The 14,044-nt window shown below is 46.7% G+C and carries 16 protein-coding genes; 6 read left to right on the top strand and 10 right to left on the bottom strand.

All coding sequences use genetic code 11. The features are described from left to right. Nucleotide 1: 1 nt before the first annotated feature. Nucleotides 2-523: a GNAT family N-acetyltransferase gene (locus ACFQ45_RS15190; RefSeq protein WP_377369197.1), complete on the bottom strand. Its 522-nt coding sequence runs from the start codon at nt 521-523 to the stop codon at nt 2-4. Between the two features lie 215 nt (nt 524-738). Here ACFQ45_RS15190 and ACFQ45_RS15185 point away from each other — a divergent pair, with 215 nt between their 5' ends. The 5 genes from ACFQ45_RS15185 (at nt 739) to ACFQ45_RS15165 (ending at nt 4,423) form a co-directional block, all read left to right on the top strand. After that, nucleotides 739-999, top strand: a complete 261-nt coding sequence (locus tag ACFQ45_RS15185; protein WP_377369195.1) for a DUF4212 domain-containing protein — start codon at nt 739-741, stop codon at nt 997-999. Between the two features lie 5 nt (nt 1,000-1,004). Continuing rightward, nucleotides 1,005-2,771, top strand: a complete 1,767-nt coding sequence (locus ACFQ45_RS15180; RefSeq protein WP_377369193.1) for a sodium:solute symporter family protein — start codon at nt 1,005-1,007, stop codon at nt 2,769-2,771. Nucleotides 2,772-2,848: 77 nt separating this feature from the next. Further along, complete coding sequence (locus ACFQ45_RS15175; RefSeq protein ID WP_377369192.1) at nt 2,849-3,376, top strand: hypothetical protein; 528 nt, start codon at nt 2,849-2,851, stop codon at nt 3,374-3,376. An 88-nt stretch (nt 3,377-3,464) separates the two neighbouring features. Beyond that, nucleotides 3,465-4,124 carry a 5,6-dimethylbenzimidazole synthase gene (gene bluB / locus ACFQ45_RS15170; RefSeq protein ID WP_377369190.1) on the top strand — a complete coding sequence of 220 codons (660 nt, stop codon included), beginning with the start codon at nt 3,465-3,467 and terminating at the stop codon, nt 4,122-4,124. A gap of 101 nt (nt 4,125-4,225) precedes the next feature. Then, nucleotides 4,226-4,423, top strand: a complete 198-nt coding sequence (locus ACFQ45_RS15165; RefSeq protein ID WP_377369188.1) for a hypothetical protein — start codon at nt 4,226-4,228, stop codon at nt 4,421-4,423. Nucleotides 4,424-4,673: 250 nt separating this feature from the next. Here the strand turns inward: ACFQ45_RS15165 and ACFQ45_RS15160 are convergent, their stop codons facing one another. Next, nucleotides 4,674-5,156, bottom strand: coding sequence for an FKBP-type peptidyl-prolyl cis-trans isomerase (locus ACFQ45_RS15160; protein ID WP_377369186.1), 483 nt, complete (start codon nt 5,154-5,156; stop codon nt 4,674-4,676). 382 nt (nt 5,157-5,538) lie between these two features. On the opposite strand from ACFQ45_RS15160, the gene ACFQ45_RS15155 reads away from it, so the two are divergent. Then, nucleotides 5,539-9,006, top strand: a complete 3,468-nt coding sequence (locus ACFQ45_RS15155; RefSeq protein WP_377369184.1) for a hybrid sensor histidine kinase/response regulator — start codon at nt 5,539-5,541, stop codon at nt 9,004-9,006. 27 nt (nt 9,007-9,033) lie between these two features. Here ACFQ45_RS15155 and ACFQ45_RS15150 read toward each other — a convergent pair whose 3' ends face one another. From ACFQ45_RS15150 to ACFQ45_RS15115, 8 genes are all read right to left on the bottom strand, one after another. Further along, a complete protein-coding gene (locus ACFQ45_RS15150) occupies nt 9,034-9,663 on the bottom strand; it encodes a TetR/AcrR family transcriptional regulator (protein WP_377369182.1) in 630 nt (209 codons plus the stop codon). Between the two features lie 89 nt (nt 9,664-9,752). Next, nucleotides 9,753-10,127, bottom strand: coding sequence for a DUF2750 domain-containing protein (locus ACFQ45_RS15145; protein ID WP_377369180.1), 375 nt, complete (start codon nt 10,125-10,127; stop codon nt 9,753-9,755). Between the two features lie 19 nt (nt 10,128-10,146). Further along, nucleotides 10,147-10,860 carry a pseudouridine synthase gene (locus ACFQ45_RS15140; protein ID WP_377369178.1) on the bottom strand — a complete coding sequence of 238 codons (714 nt, stop codon included), beginning with the start codon at nt 10,858-10,860 and terminating at the stop codon, nt 10,147-10,149. After that, complete coding sequence (locus ACFQ45_RS15135) at nt 10,853-11,383, bottom strand: GNAT family N-acetyltransferase (protein ID WP_377369176.1); 531 nt, start codon at nt 11,381-11,383, stop codon at nt 10,853-10,855. Before ACFQ45_RS15135 ends, ACFQ45_RS15140 begins: the two co-directional genes overlap by 8 nt. Before the next feature lie 77 nt (nt 11,384-11,460). After that, on the bottom strand, nt 11,461-12,078 hold the full coding sequence (locus ACFQ45_RS15130; protein ID WP_377369175.1) for a YitT family protein: 618 nt from the start codon (nt 12,076-12,078) through the stop codon (nt 11,461-11,463). 216 nt (nt 12,079-12,294) lie between these two features. Then, nucleotides 12,295-12,717, bottom strand: a complete 423-nt coding sequence (locus ACFQ45_RS15125; RefSeq protein WP_377369173.1) for a hypothetical protein — start codon at nt 12,715-12,717, stop codon at nt 12,295-12,297. A gap of 81 nt (nt 12,718-12,798) precedes the next feature. Next, on the bottom strand, nt 12,799-13,416 hold the full coding sequence (gene cobO, locus ACFQ45_RS15120) for a cob(I)yrinic acid a,c-diamide adenosyltransferase (protein WP_377369171.1): 618 nt from the start codon (nt 13,414-13,416) through the stop codon (nt 12,799-12,801). Then, entirely contained in the window at nt 13,406-14,035 is a 630-nt protein-coding gene (locus tag ACFQ45_RS15115) for a trimeric intracellular cation channel family protein (RefSeq protein ID WP_377369169.1), read from the bottom strand. The genes cobO and ACFQ45_RS15115 overlap by 11 nt, the downstream gene beginning before the upstream one ends. Nucleotides 14,036-14,044: the final 9 nt, after the last annotated feature.

Here is a 14,044-nt window from a genome sequence, read left to right as displayed (position 1 = left end):
CTTAATGGAGGGGCTTAACCAAATAGGCAAGCTGTAAAGCAGCGTCTTTTGGTTGCCCCATTTTCATATGCTCGGGAAAAGGTTCAACGTAGTCCATGGGCTCATAGCCTCGCCGAATAAGGTATTGGAGCACATCTTCCCGAGGGAATAAGATAGAGATACTCGCCAAGGTCACACCAAAGAGGTTACGACAATCTTGCTCTAGTTTTTTTAGTGCCGCATCCCCCACTCCCTGTTGTTGTACATAGGGATGTACCGCTAACGATGTAATGTAGGCCTCATTGGCGGCAATGCTGGCATGTATGGTCGCCACAATAATGTCATTACGACGATGCACATACACAACTCCTTGACGGTCTTTGATTTGAGAGCGCACCTGAGCCACACTCAGGCGAGGCCCGTCCACCCATGCTCGCTCATCAGTCCAGCCCCCTTCCCCACGGTAAGCGTTATTTATAAGCGTGGTGATTTCGTCCGCATCATCTAGCTGCGCCATTTCAAAATGTACTTGATTGGAACGCATATCGCCTCCCTTTAAATATCTTTTGAATAGTCTAATCCTTTGCCAAACAGCAATTGCGTAAATACCGTTTATTTTTATTTTAGATTAATAAATTGATTCTGTACTTGGTCAGTATTTCGCAGGGATTTACGACTCTTCGACTAAAGTCTCAATTCTTCTTTACACGGGCACTGCTACATTGAATGTGCAAATAAAAATAACAAAGGAGATCGACTGTGTCGGATCATACTCAAAACCAAGAAAACTACTGGAAGGCGAACGTCAGATTGATTTTTGGCTGTTTAATCGTTTGGGCATTCGTGTCTTACGGTTGCGGTATTCTGCTTCGTCCTTTGCTTGCAGGCATCGAAATCGGGGGAACAGATTTAGGATTCTGGTTTGCTCAACAGGGCTCCATCATCAGCTTCATCATTTTAGTGTTTTTCTACGCTTGGCGTATGAATGCGCTAGATAAAGAATTCGGGCTTGAGGAGTAATCAGCATGAGTCAGTTTACTATTAACTTGTTGTTCGTAGGGGCGTCCTTCGCACTCTACTTTGGTATCGCCATCTGGGCGCGTGCCGGCTCCACCAAAGAGTTCTACGTTGCTGGCGGTGGTGTTCACCCTGTCATGAATGGTATGGCAACGGCCGCTGACTGGATGTCTGCTGCATCCTTCATTTCGATGGCGGGCCTAATCGCTGCTGGCGGTTACGCTAACTCTACCTTCCTAATGGGCTGGACGGGTGGCTATGTATTGCTTGCAATGCTGTTGGCACCTTACCTACGTAAGTTCGGTAAATTTACCGTGCCAGACTTCATTGGTGATCGTTTCTACTCCAAATCGGCCCGTCTTGTGGCCGTTGCCTGTTTGATCATTGCGTCGGTAACCTACGTAATTGGTCAAATGACAGGTGCAGGGGTGGCGTTCTCTCGCTTCTTAGAAGTAGACAAAGACACTGGCTTAATCATCGCTGCTGTAGTGGTATTCTTCTACGCCGTATTAGGTGGTATGAAGGGCATCACTTACACTCAGGTGGCACAGTACTGTGTATTGATTGTGGCTTACACCATTCCAGCCGTGTTCATCTCCTTGCAACTAACAGATACCTTCATTCCAGCTATTGGTTTGTTCTCTGAACACACTCAATCTGGCATGCCTTTACTACAGAAACTGGACGAAGTGGTACGTGAACTTGGTTTCCGTGACTACACAGCCGACGTAGACAACAAGGTCAACATGGTTCTGTTCACCTTATCTTTGATGATAGGTACCGCTGGTCTACCTCACGTAATCATTCGTTTCTTCACGGTACCTAAGGTAGCAGATGCACGTTGGTCTGCGGGTTGGGCACTAGTATTCATCGCGTTGCTTTACCTAACTGCACCAGCAGTAGCATCTATGGCACGCTTGAACCTAATGACAACCATTTACCCAGAAGGTCCAACAGCTGAATCCATTCAATACGATGAGCGCCCTGATTGGATTCAAACTTGGGAGCAAACGGGTCTAATCAAATACGAAGATAAAAACGGCGACGGCCGCATCCAGTTCTACAATGACACCCCTGCTTTTGCTGATGAAGCAACCGCACGTGGCTGGGCTGGCAACGAGCTAACGGTTAACCGTGACATCTTAGTATTGGCAAACCCAGAGATCGCGAACCTACCAGGTTGGGTAATTGGTTTGATCGCAGCGGGTGGTTTGGCAGCAGCATTGTCTACTGCAGCAGGTCTACTACTGGCGATTTCCTCTGCGGTAAGTCATGACTTGATCAAAGGTTCTATCAATCCAGACATTACTGAGAAAGGTGAGTTGTTGGCGGCTCGTATTTCCATGTTCTTTGCCATCATTGTTGCCACCTACCTAGGCATGAATCCACCAGGGTTCGCGGCTCAGGTGGTTGCATTAGCCTTCGGTATTGCAGCAGCGTCTATCTTCCCTGCGCTGATGATGGGTATCTTCTCTAAACGTGTTAACAGTAAAGGTGCCGTATTCGGTATGCTAGCAGGCCTAGGCTGTACGCTGGTTTACATCTTTACTTACCTAGGTTGGTTCTTCATCCCAGGTACAAACACATTAGCGAATACACCTGATAACTGGTTGTTTGGTGTTTCACCATTGTCATTCGGTGCCATCGGTGCGGTGATTAACTTCGCAGTTGCCTTCATCGTGTCAAGCATGACCGAAGACGTACCAGAAGAGATCCAAGAACTTGTCGAAAGTGTTCGTTACCCTAAAGGGGCTGGCGGCGCAGTCGATCACTAATCGTTAGCCTAAGCTGACTGAGCCTAGCCCCACTTGGGGCTAGGCATTTAACAAGATGATAATAAGAAGGTGACTTTATGCTTTGGGAATTAATCGCGACCATCTGTGCAGGCCTTGCTGGTGCGGGTATCGCCCTATTCGTCCGTAAGCTGTCGTTAAAGAAAGCACCCAAATGGCTAGTCCCTGCCTTTGCTGGCATCGGCATGCTCAGCTTCCAGATTCAAAGTGAATACACTTGGTATTCTCATCAAGCAAGCTTACTACCTGATGGCGTTGTCGTCGTCAAAACCGTAGAAGAAGAAGCCCCATGGCGTCCATGGAGCATGTTTTACCCACAGACCACTCGTTTCATTGCCGCCGACATTAACAACGCTGCACAAAACAACGTCAATGATGATATCTATCTGGTGGATCTGTATTTTTTCGAGCGTCGCTTGTCTGCTAAGCGCGTCCCTCAAGTCGTCCATTGTGGCGCGGGTGCTAGAGCGGATTTCACAAATAAATTAAGCATCCCAGCAGGAGACACTGTGAGCTCTTCTGAATGGCAAAGCCTAGCCAGTGACGATCCATTGTTAAAAGCGGTATGCCAAAAACCTTCCGCATAATGAATCCCATTCATTCCAAATTCAGAAACAGCGTTTGCACTGTCTGAACATTTGATCAAAATAGAAGGCTCTTAGATAAGGGCCTTTTATGCATTTTACCGAGCAAGAACGAGAAACACTCTACAAGGTTATTTTTAATCGCCGCGATGTGCGCCGTGAGTTTCTACCTGATCCCATTCCAGAAGCGGTTATTCAGCGATTGCTCAAGGCAGCCCATCATGCACCGAGTGTCGGTTTCATGCAGCCATGGGACTTTATTGTCATCACCCAATCTGATACCCGACGCCGCATCAAAGAAGGCTTTGAGACCGCTAATCGCGAGTCCGCAGATTTGTTTGACGGTGAGCGTAAAACCAAATACCAATCCCTTAAGCTCGAAGGCATTATGGAGGCCCCTTTAGGCATCTGTATCACTTGTGACCGCCAACGCACTGGCAATGTGGTGCTAGGAAAAACCATCAAACCTGAAATGGATCTTTTTAGTGCTGTGTGTGCAGCACAAAACCTTTGGCTTGCGGCCCGAGCAGAAAACTTGGGCATGGGATGGGTGAGCATTTTGCACGACGACGTACTTTACGAAGCCTTAGGTATTCCAGAGCATTTGGAGATTATCGGCTACTTTTGCATCGGCTATGTCTCAGAATTCCAACCATCTCCTGAATTGGAAAAATATGGTTGGCAGTCCCGTCGCGACATCTCTCAAGCCATACATTACGAAAAATGGTCAAACACCGAAAAAGACCAATAGTTTAGTTTTTCTCATCTATCTAGAGAATTTATATCGTTTGTTTAGGCGGCTTTGGAAGCCTATTATTAGCCTATCAAATGAACAAATCCTCGGAGGATAGTATGAGCAACAAAACATTAGTGGAAATGATTGAAGACATCGATACGTCTTACCTTACTGAACAAGAGAAAAACGCTGCCATCGTTAGCGCACAGACTTCTGAAATTCTTGTAGGTTCTGTATTTGCTGCCGTTGCATGGGTTAAAAAAGTAGCTTCTAAAGGCTTCTCAATCGGTTCAGCTAAACCATCTCACGCATAATCTAATGCGGTTTTTAGGTTTCGAGCGCAAGAATTAACATAAAAACGCGCTTACCTAACCTACTTCTTTCTCTGCCCTCCTCTTCGAACATTAATTTTATTTCATCCCACTTAATTTCATCCCTCTTAATAACCATTAAATAGATCCCGAGCTTATTTTTATTCAAGCATACTTTTTTCAGGCACAAAAAAGAGCCACCCAGTTTCCTAAGCAGCTCTCTTTCATAAGCGTTCAATCAGACCATTAGATCTTAGTGGTGGTGACCACCTTCTCCATGAACATGACCGTGCTCGATTTCTTCAGCACTTGCTTCGCGTACTTCAACCACTTCAACTTCAAAGCTTAGTGATTTGCCCGCTAATGGATGGTTGCCATCTAGCAAGATGCCGTCTTCTTCTACACCGATCACAGTAACAGGTTGTTGGCCGTTTGGTGTTTGCGCCATAAACTGCATGCCAACTTCAATAGAGTCAACACCTTGGAAGTTTTCACGTGGCACTTTTTGGATCAGTTCTTGGTGTACAGGGCCGTAGCCTTCTTCTGCAGACACTTCAACTTGCATTGCATCGCCAGCTGCTTTGCCTTGAAGGGCATTATCAAGACCTTCAATGATATTACGAGCACCGCTTAAAAAGACTAGTGGCTCTTGACCTGCAGAGGAATCTAGCACTTCGCCATTTTCATCTTTCAGGGTGTAGTGCATGCTAACAACTGTGTTTTGCGCAATTTGCATTATCTTCTCCTAACATGGATTTGGGAACGAGTGCTTGATAAAAGCAAAATCGTTTTGCGTAACACCGCCACATCACGAACCCTAAGTTTATTCATGTTTAATGGTAACTAAGCCATTGGCCGATGACTACCGTATAGGTCGTTTTATCAGAAATTTGTCACTTATCGCTTAGTATTTAGTCAATAATCACTTTATATGATGTGTTTTGCATATAGGAAAACGAATAATGAGCACATACTATCCAAGCATTTCTCCTGCCTGTATGTGATGTTCGCGACAGATTTCAACGTCGAACACGACTAACGTCTAAAGGCATGGGTCGCGCCCTATGCTACATTAAACGGATTCCAACACTCAGCTAGCAAATGGACCCCATGCAAACATGACGGCTTTTTGGATCATTCTTGCGATACTCTATATTCTCGGCCTCTTTTGGATCGCCACATGGGGCGATAAAGACAGCCCAGCAGCGAAACGACTGACCCGTCATCCGTTGGTTTACAGTCTCTCCCTTGCCATTTACTGTACCGCGTGGACCTTTTATGGTGCCATTGGTGAAGCCACACGCTCTGGGTGGAGCTATCTCCCCATCTTGCTTGGCCCGATTTTGCTGTATCTATTCGGCTTTCGAATTTTAAAGAAGATGATGTTTGTCAGTCATCGCCAAAACATCACTTCTGTGGCGGACTTTATCTCCTCCCGTTACGGTAAACGTCCCCTGACAGCACCTTTGGTCATCCTTATCTGCATGTTGGCGATCATCCCTTATATCGCCTTACAGCTTAAAGCCATTGGGGCGAACTTGGCTTTGTTCGTTAACCAAGACGAATCTTCCGCAAGCTTGGTGGTTTTCATTTCGACTGTCTTGATCGGCGTCTTTGCCATCTTATTTGGCACGCGCAAGGTGGAAGTCACAGAGTACCGCTCAGGTATGATGCTCGCCATAGGCAGCGAATCCTTGTTTAAACTGATCGCTATCATTGCCGTAGGACTAGTAGCCATCTACGCCGCCCAACACAGCTCAGTTGAAGACTTTGCTGCCGAGGTTGATTTAGCTGCCTGGCAGTTAGAGACCTTCACCTCATTCCCGTTTATTATGCAGACCTTGATGGCGGCAGCGGCGGTGATTTGTTTGCCAAGGCAGTTCCACGTCACCATCGTGGATCATCAAAACAGTCGCCAGTCTCGTACTGCCCGCTGGGTGTTTCCATTTTACCTCATGATCTTTGCGGTCCTGATTCCACCTATTGCTCTGGTGGGACAAAGTCTATTTGGTAGCTCAGTGAATGGGGATACCTATGTCATCCAGTTCGCTTTAGAATCCAATAACTTGCCATTGCAAATTCTCATTTTCCTTGGGGGCATGTCAGCCACCACGGCCATGGTGATCATAGCTACCTTTGCCCTCAGTATCATGATCAGCAACGATGTGATCTTGCCACTGATGATCGCCCGCAGCAGTACGAAACGCCGTGGATTACCGACCTATAACCGACGTATTTTGTTAGTACGCCGAATTGCCATGGTAGGCATCTTGGCCCTTGCTTATCTTTATTATCAAGAGATGGCCAATAGCGAATCCTTGGCCAACACAGGCTTGATTGCTTTCTCCTTGGTCTTTCAATTGGTACCGGCCGTATTAGGTGGTCTCTATTGGAAACGCGGCCATGCCTACGGTGTCTACGCAGGGCTGACGTTGGGCTTCTTATTTTGGTTGCTCTGGATGATGCTTCCGATCACTGGCAGCATTGATCTAACGAACTTTGATGGCTATGACTCCCGTACTGAGCTAATCAGTTATGGTGCTTTGATCAGCCTGATTGCCAATACGGTGGGCTACATCTTTGGTTCATTACTGGCCACTGAACGATTGGTAGATCGTATTCAAGCAACTGCCTTTGTGTCGCCCACTTCGGAAGTTGAAAACCGCTTCTTTAAACCCAAAAGCAAGGCCATCAACAGCGACTTATTTGTGTTATTAGAAACCTTCCTTGGGGAGCAAAAGTGTGCCGAGGTCATTCGTACTTTTGAACAGAACTACAACGAAAGCTTGCCAACCAACCAAACGCCCTCCCGCCGTTTTGTGGACTACTGTGAACGGGTATTAGGGGGGGTTTTAGGAGGTTCTTCTGCCCGCACCATAGTCAACTCGCTGCTAGTAGATAAACAAATCAAAATCGAAGAAATGGTGACCTATTTAGATGAGGCCACCCAAGCCATCCAGTTTAACCAAAACCTACTCTTCGTCTCTTTGGATAACCTTGATCACGGCATCAGCGTAGTGGATAAGGACCTGCGCATGGTGGCATGGAACCAAACCTATATGGCCCTCTACCCCTACCCTGAAGGCATGCTCAAGATCGGTCTTTCTGTGGAAGAGCTGATTCGCTATAACGCTGAAAATGGGGAATGTGGTGTGGGCGATGTGGAAGAGCTGGTCAACAAACGACTTGAACATTTACGTAAAGGCACAGGTCACAGATTTTTACGCCGTCGGGCCAACGGCCGTGTCATCGAAATGGTAGGTAATCCCCTGCCAAACGGTGGCTTTGTCACCTCGTTCACCGATGTCACCGAGCACATTGAAAGTCAGCAAGCTCTTAAAGACGCGAATATCGACTTGGAAAAACGCGTAGTCGCCCGTACTCAAGAAGTGCAAAGTATTAACCAAGAGCTGGTTCAAGAGATTGATAGACGGGCGCAAGCGGAGCAACAATTGATCAATGCCAAGGCGGAAGCAGAACACGCCAACGCGTCAAAGACGGAGTTTTTGGCCTTAGCCAGCCACGACATATTACAGCCATTGAATGCCGCTAAGCTGTATCTAGGCGCTCTACAAGAGAGTGACATTCCGGACGATTCCAGTACCACACTGAATAAGCTGGCCGCCTCACTAGAGTCCACCGAAACACTGATCGCAACCCTATTAGAAATCGCTCGACTCGACCAAGGAGCCATCAAACCAACTTTAGTTGATGTGGACATTGGCCCAATCATCGACCCCATCGTGGCGGAATTTGGTGTCATTGCCCAGAGCAAACACCTAAAAATGTCTACCCATATTCGCCCTTGTCGTGTCCACTCAGACCCGGTGTATTTGCGGCGCATTATTCAAAACTTTGTCTCTAATGCCGTCAAGTACACGGAAAAAGGCCGAGTACTCATCTCAGTACGCTCTGTGAAAGACCATATTCGAATTCAAGTTTGGGACACAGGGGTAGGTATTCCAGCCACAGAACAAGCCAAGGTTTTTGAAGACTTTTACCGCTGGGAAAACAACAAAGAGCCAGGCATGGGGCTGGGACTTGGCTTAGTTCGAAGAATGCAGCGACTACTTGGAGTCACCACAGAGGTGCGCTCGGTTCCCCATAAGGGCAGCTGCTTTACCATCTTGGTGCCTAAGGCAAGCAGTCAAGTCAGCACAGCCTTGCCGATAGATAAGGAAACGCGCTCCGCTATTAACAAAGATCTGGCCATGTGCCACGTATGGTGTGTGGACGATGATCCTAATAACCTAGAAGCTATGAGCACCCTGCTAGAAAAGTGGCATTGTACCTATCAGACTTTTAGTCGTTACCAAGATGCTCTGAATGCCTCAACTGAGCAGATTCCTGAGCTGCTGCTGATGGACTATCAACTGGACGATCATCAAGATGGGATTGAGCTGATTAAAGCTCTGCGTCAGCGCTTCAATCAACCCATTCCAGCGGTTCTGATCACAGCTGTACGCTCAAATGAGCTAGGAGAAACCTGCCAAGCAGAGGATATTTCCTACATGCCAAAACCAGCAAAGCCCGCAAAATTACGGGCTTTGGTACAGCATATCGTTGGCAAGCGCAGTCCCCCTTAAAAAGAATCTGCGCTTTTTGAGGATTCGTTAAGCACGATGAAGGGGCTGTAAGCCACAGCCCCGCAAGATCACATCGCTTAAGGTGTCACCCACGCGAATCAAATCACTTTCGTCATAGCCTTCCGCCCCTGTTAGCGCAAGGATTTGCGACTCAAAGTCTGCATAATGTTGGGTCGTAGACCAAATCATAAAGATCAGCGCCACAGGGTCCACACGGCGCATTTTACCCGCCGCAATCCAGCCTTCAATCACAGCAGTACGGGATTCAAACCATGGCCGTAAATCTTCTTTTAGATAATCACCAATATGCTGCGCCCCTTGAATGACTTCCTGAGCAAAGATTCGCGATGATCGACCACTTTCAAAGCTTTGACGCAATTTAGTACGGATAAAACTGTCCAGTACAGTGGCTGGATCATCCTCTACCGTCGCCTTATCAAATAAATCATTCCAACTATCGGCAATGTTATTCAATACTTGTTTGTAGAGATTTGCCTTAGATTGGAAGTAATAAACGATATTGGGCTTAGGTAAGCCTGCTCGCTCCGCTATGTGCTGCAAACTCGCACCACCAAACCCCTTCAATCCAAATTCAATTTCAGCCGCTTCTAAAATGCGCGAGAAGATCTCTTCACGGTTGGCCTGACGCTTACTCATGGTAAAATTGGTTCCTTACTCTATCCACGTATGTGATCAAGGTGATCTTTCTTAAGAAGTCGCGCCATGTAGTGTGGGCGACTTAGCACTTAAATTCCTAATAAGGCTTTCATGTCCGCAGCGCTGGTGAGTTTGCCTTCGTCTTCGATGTTTGGAAATACCGCTAAGGTGATGTTGTCCTTTTCAAGGCTTGGCAACCACATTGTGGTGAAGGTTTCGTAGGACACTTCCACGGGCTCACAATCGTCCCACTCATCAATGGCCCATTGGGCAGCAAAATCCGCATCGGGCCATACCATGACGCAGTCCCCTTCGTCGGTTTCTACCATCACGAAGCCTTCTTCGTTACTGAGACTCCACACCTGTTGCGATTCTTTTACCGTTTTAACAAAGTGCTCAAGACGCACATCATCAGGTGACGCTAGTAGTTGTATACGTTGGTCTAAAGACAGTTCTTCACTCATGATTCAATACTCTTTAAAGTTAAAATAAGGCGACTTCTGCGTCGGTCAAGGAGCGGTAGGCGCCCTCTTCTAAACCGTCTAATGTCAGGGTGGCAATCTTTTCTCGATGTAAAGCCACTACCCGGTTGCCCGTAGCGGCTAACATGCGTTTTACCTGATGGTATTTACCTTCAGTAATCGTCAGCAGAATCTCTTTATCATCCACACGAAGCGCTTCAACCGCTATAGTTTTGCCATTTTCATTGTTCAACTGGACACCTTCACACAGCTCAGTCAGTGCCAGATCAGAGACTGGATCAGCCGTCCACACACGGTATTGTTTGCTGCATTCATGGCGGGGTGAAGTAATACGATGGAGCCATTGCCCGTCCGTAGACAGTAACAGTAACCCAGTTGTATCTAAATCCAAACGTCCTACCACCCGCAGATCTTTTTGGTCTGACTGAGCAATCAAATCCAATACTACAGGGTGTTCGCCATCTTCTGTGGCACACACATAGCCCATAGGCTTATTCATGACGAAATACTTCTCTCGCGGCCAAGGAAGGGCTTCATCGCCGTAAAACACATCATCTTTTGCCACCACTGTATGGTTGGCTTTCTTAATTTCCTTGCCATTCACCGTAATTTTCCCACGGCTAATGAGAGTTTTAGCTTCTTTTCGAGATAGACCTAAGGTGTGAGACACATAAAAGTCCAAACGGACAGAAGGATCATTAAAGGTTTTAGACATATAAATCTTGGGTAGGCTCAATGGATTTGTAGTAGATTGCGCAGTCATAGTAAGTACCCATAACTGTGCGGGAATATTGTGGGACTTCGCCGACTTTTTGCCATGCCTGCTGCGATAAAATGGTTTCTGCTAAATCACCCACTCGAGTATCACAAGTAAGCAATTCGGTGTTCAGGGACGCAGCAACCTTCTCTGCCCCCTGCAGCAGGGCTTTGCCTAGCCCTTGACCTTGGTAGTCAGAACGCACCATCCATTTTTCAATACCAGCACGATGTAACGCATTGGCCTTTGCAGAAAGCTCTAGCTGGATCGCCCCCACCACAGTTTCCTGTTCGCGGACGAGAACAATTTGGCGGGCATTTTGTTGCATTTCATCATTGATACTTTGCCAGTAATCAATGGCTTCTTGCTCACTTAAAGGGGGGAGAAAACCAATTGCTGCGCCGTTATCAACTGCGTCAATTAACAGGGCGACAAGATCATTCAAATACGGAGTAAGGGTATCAACCTTGAATAGATCCAACGGTGCGGTCCTTTATTTATCAGAGATACGACAATGATACCTGACCGACACCGTTTAAGGAACGATGATAGGAAAAGCTAAGGAGCGACTAGATAGCGACCCGGCTTGTGATTCATCACCAACATAAAGTTCAACAACACAGCGCCAAAGATAGACATGGCAATCAGGGATGGCTCAACGATAAAAATAGATAAAAACACCACACAGCAGTCTACTGTCATCATAAACTTACCAATAGGTACGCCGCGAGTTTGGAATAAATAACGGGCCAGAATGTTCAAACCACCTAAGCTTGCGTTATGGCGAAACAACATCACAAAACCCACACCAATTAAGAAGCTTCCAGCAATGGTGGCATAAAAAGGGTTAATGTTTTCTAACTGTAAAAACATGGGAGTGATGTCCGAAAAGGCAGACACCAGAAACACAGCCGCGAATGTTTTAAGGGTGAAATCCCAACCAATACGACGGATAGCCAACCAATAAAATGGCAAGTTGATCACAAAGAACACTTGGCCAAACGTAAAAGATGAAATGTAACTAAACAAGAAAGCAAGACCTGCTGTCCCGCCTGTTAACAACCCCACTTGGGTATAAAAATTAATGCCCAATGCGATCATTAATGTCCCTGCAATGATTGCTTGTGCATCTTCCAGCCAAGTATGTCGTTGAAGATCTGAAACGGCAGCAGACATGTGCATCCCTCAAAATAGTCAGGTGAATAAAACGCTATTTTAATCTTGGGATGAACAACACTCTATGGGGTGGGCGATAGGAAAAATAGCCCAGCCCCATTTTGTGTACAAATTTCTGTACAGTTAACGACGAATCAATAGAAACACCAGCACACAGGACATCACCAGCAGAATGCCCGTTAAAACATCCAACATCATAGATCCAGCCTCCTTTCCCTACCCCATTGCTGAAGTAGCGAGAGCAAAGTTGCCTAAGCGCTTACCCGCTTCCACCTTAGAGCCATAAGTCTGTTTAAAAAGGTCCCACTCAAAACGAATGTGGGAGGCAGTCCGATCAATCAAAGTACGGTCATCGGAAGGCAAGTTTGGTGCATTAATCACCTGCTCTAAGAAAGACACACCTTGAGAAAAATACCCATCTGCCTGTGACCATTCCTTCATGGAGACAGACACTTCTGCAAGATTGAGATAACTCACGATAACCGCTGATACGGCGGACTCAGCATCATTATCAAAGTCTGATGGAAAGGTGGCTTTAGCACAGGCTAAAGCCTTTTGGTTTAACTCGTGGGCATCAACAAAAGCGGCTCTGGATTGGGCTTCGTTGGCTTGTCTTGTGAGGTGCTGCCAGTAGATCATCGGACTCTCCCTTTCTTCTAATGAAAATGATTATCATCTAAAGATAGCAGAAAGTCCAACTTGTTGAGAATAATTCTCAAATTACCATTCAATTCCTTGCTGAGCTTTGACACCCGCAGCAAAAGCATGACGCTCATTTGATATTTTGCTGTGAGTATCGACGGAATCCAGCAACTCTCGGGGTGCCGTACGGCCCGTCATCATGACATTTTGGTGGGCTGGACGATTGGCCAAAGCAGTCAATAATTCTGCCACATCAAGGTAGCCGTATTTGTACATGTAAGTAATTTCGTCCAACAGCACAAAGTCTACATTGGCATCACTTAACGCCTCTTTCGCAACCGTCCAAGCTTGATTAGCAGCCTCCTGCTCTAACTCAGGATTTCGGGTTTCCCAAGTAAAGCCATGGCCCATAACATGGAAGCTCACCTGTGGATGGCTACCAAAGAACAACTGCTCCCCTGTCGCTTTACGTCCCTTAATGAACTGCACTACTGTACTTTTTTGACCATGCCCAATGGCTCGCGCCATGGTGCCAAAAGCACTGGAACTTTTGCCCTTGCCGTTGCCCGTTAGCAAAATGGTAACACCTCGCTCTTCGGTCGCTGCGGCGATGCGCTGATCCACCACTTCTTTCTTTTTTAGGCGTTTAGCCATGTCGATTTGCGCTTGTTCTTCCGGAGTACGCTCAGTAGTCATGATTCTCTCTTTTTTTATACAACAGCCAGCTTGGGTAATAGAGGCCTTTATGAATTGCGAAGAGTCTCAGTATAAAGATCAGTAACGCACCGTAAATGGAGTTATATTCATGAAAAGGCACATTTCTTTCCAGTAGCACCACCAGCAGGGCCCCTAAAAAGGCAGGCGTAGCGTAAAACTCTTTCCCTAGCACCAAGGGAGGTCGAAAGCTCAACAAATCCCGGATCATGCCACCGGCCACACCAGTAATCACCCCCATGGTAATGGCAATCATGGGTGAAAAGCCCAAGCTCAAAACACGCTCTGTAGCCACCACTGTAAACAGGGCCAGTCCAAAAGAATCCGCGTAATGGAACACTTGCTGGCGATTTTCGATTACTCGAACCCCAAAGAATGCAAACACAGATGACAAAAAAGCCACCCACAGATAAGACGTGTCTTGCACCCAATACACAGCATCCACCCGTAAAATCACATCACGAATGGTGCCACCACCTAAGGAAGTCACCATGCCCAACAGCACAATGCTAAACAAATCCATATCTCGTTTGCCCGAGGAGATCACCCCCGTAATGGCAAACGCCGCAATACCAATCATTCCTAAAATATAAAGCAGCATCTGTTTCTC

The sequence above is a fragment of the Rhodanobacter aciditrophus genome, assembly GCF_042679525.1.
GTDB classification, from domain to species: domain Bacteria; phylum Pseudomonadota; class Gammaproteobacteria; order Pseudomonadales; family Marinomonadaceae; genus Marinomonas; species Marinomonas aciditrophus.
This window is presented reverse-complemented; position numbering and strand designations above follow the sequence as displayed.

Bases quoted from the DNA above. Each gene is read 5' to 3' on its own strand.
- ACFQ45_RS15125 (WP_377369173.1), bottom strand. From the start codon at position 12,717: ATGATCTACTGGCAGCACCTCACAAGACAAGCCAACGAAGCCCAATCC.
- ACFQ45_RS15150 (WP_377369182.1), bottom strand. From the start codon at position 9,663: ATGAGTAAGCGTCAGGCCAACCGTGAAGAGATCTTCTCGCGCATTTTA.
- ACFQ45_RS15130 (WP_377369175.1), bottom strand. From the start codon at position 12,078: ATGTCTGCTGCCGTTTCAGATCTTCAACGACATACTTGGCTGGAAGAT.
- ACFQ45_RS15165 (WP_377369188.1), top strand. From the start codon at position 4,226: ATGAGCAACAAAACATTAGTGGAAATGATTGAAGACATCGATACGTCT.
- ACFQ45_RS15175 (WP_377369192.1), top strand. From the start codon at position 2,849: ATGCTTTGGGAATTAATCGCGACCATCTGTGCAGGCCTTGCTGGTGCG.
- ACFQ45_RS15160 (WP_377369186.1), bottom strand. From the start codon at position 5,156: ATGCAAATTGCGCAAAACACAGTTGTTAGCATGCACTACACCCTGAAA.
- ACFQ45_RS15180 (WP_377369193.1), top strand. From the start codon at position 1,005: ATGAGTCAGTTTACTATTAACTTGTTGTTCGTAGGGGCGTCCTTCGCA.
- ACFQ45_RS15115 (WP_377369169.1), bottom strand. From the start codon at position 14,035: ATGCTGCTTTATATTTTAGGAATGATTGGTATTGCGGCGTTTGCCATT.
- bluB (WP_377369190.1), top strand. From the start codon at position 3,465: ATGCATTTTACCGAGCAAGAACGAGAAACACTCTACAAGGTTATTTTT.
- ACFQ45_RS15190 (WP_377369197.1), bottom strand. From the start codon at position 523: ATGCGTTCCAATCAAGTACATTTTGAAATGGCGCAGCTAGATGATGCG.
- ACFQ45_RS15155 (WP_377369184.1), top strand. From the start codon at position 5,539: ATGACGGCTTTTTGGATCATTCTTGCGATACTCTATATTCTCGGCCTC.
- ACFQ45_RS15140 (WP_377369178.1), bottom strand. From the start codon at position 10,860: ATGTCTAAAACCTTTAATGATCCTTCTGTCCGTTTGGACTTTTATGTG.
- ACFQ45_RS15145 (WP_377369180.1), bottom strand. From the start codon at position 10,127: ATGAGTGAAGAACTGTCTTTAGACCAACGTATACAACTACTAGCGTCA.
- cobO (WP_377369171.1), bottom strand. From the start codon at position 13,416: ATGACTACTGAGCGTACTCCGGAAGAACAAGCGCAAATCGACATGGCT.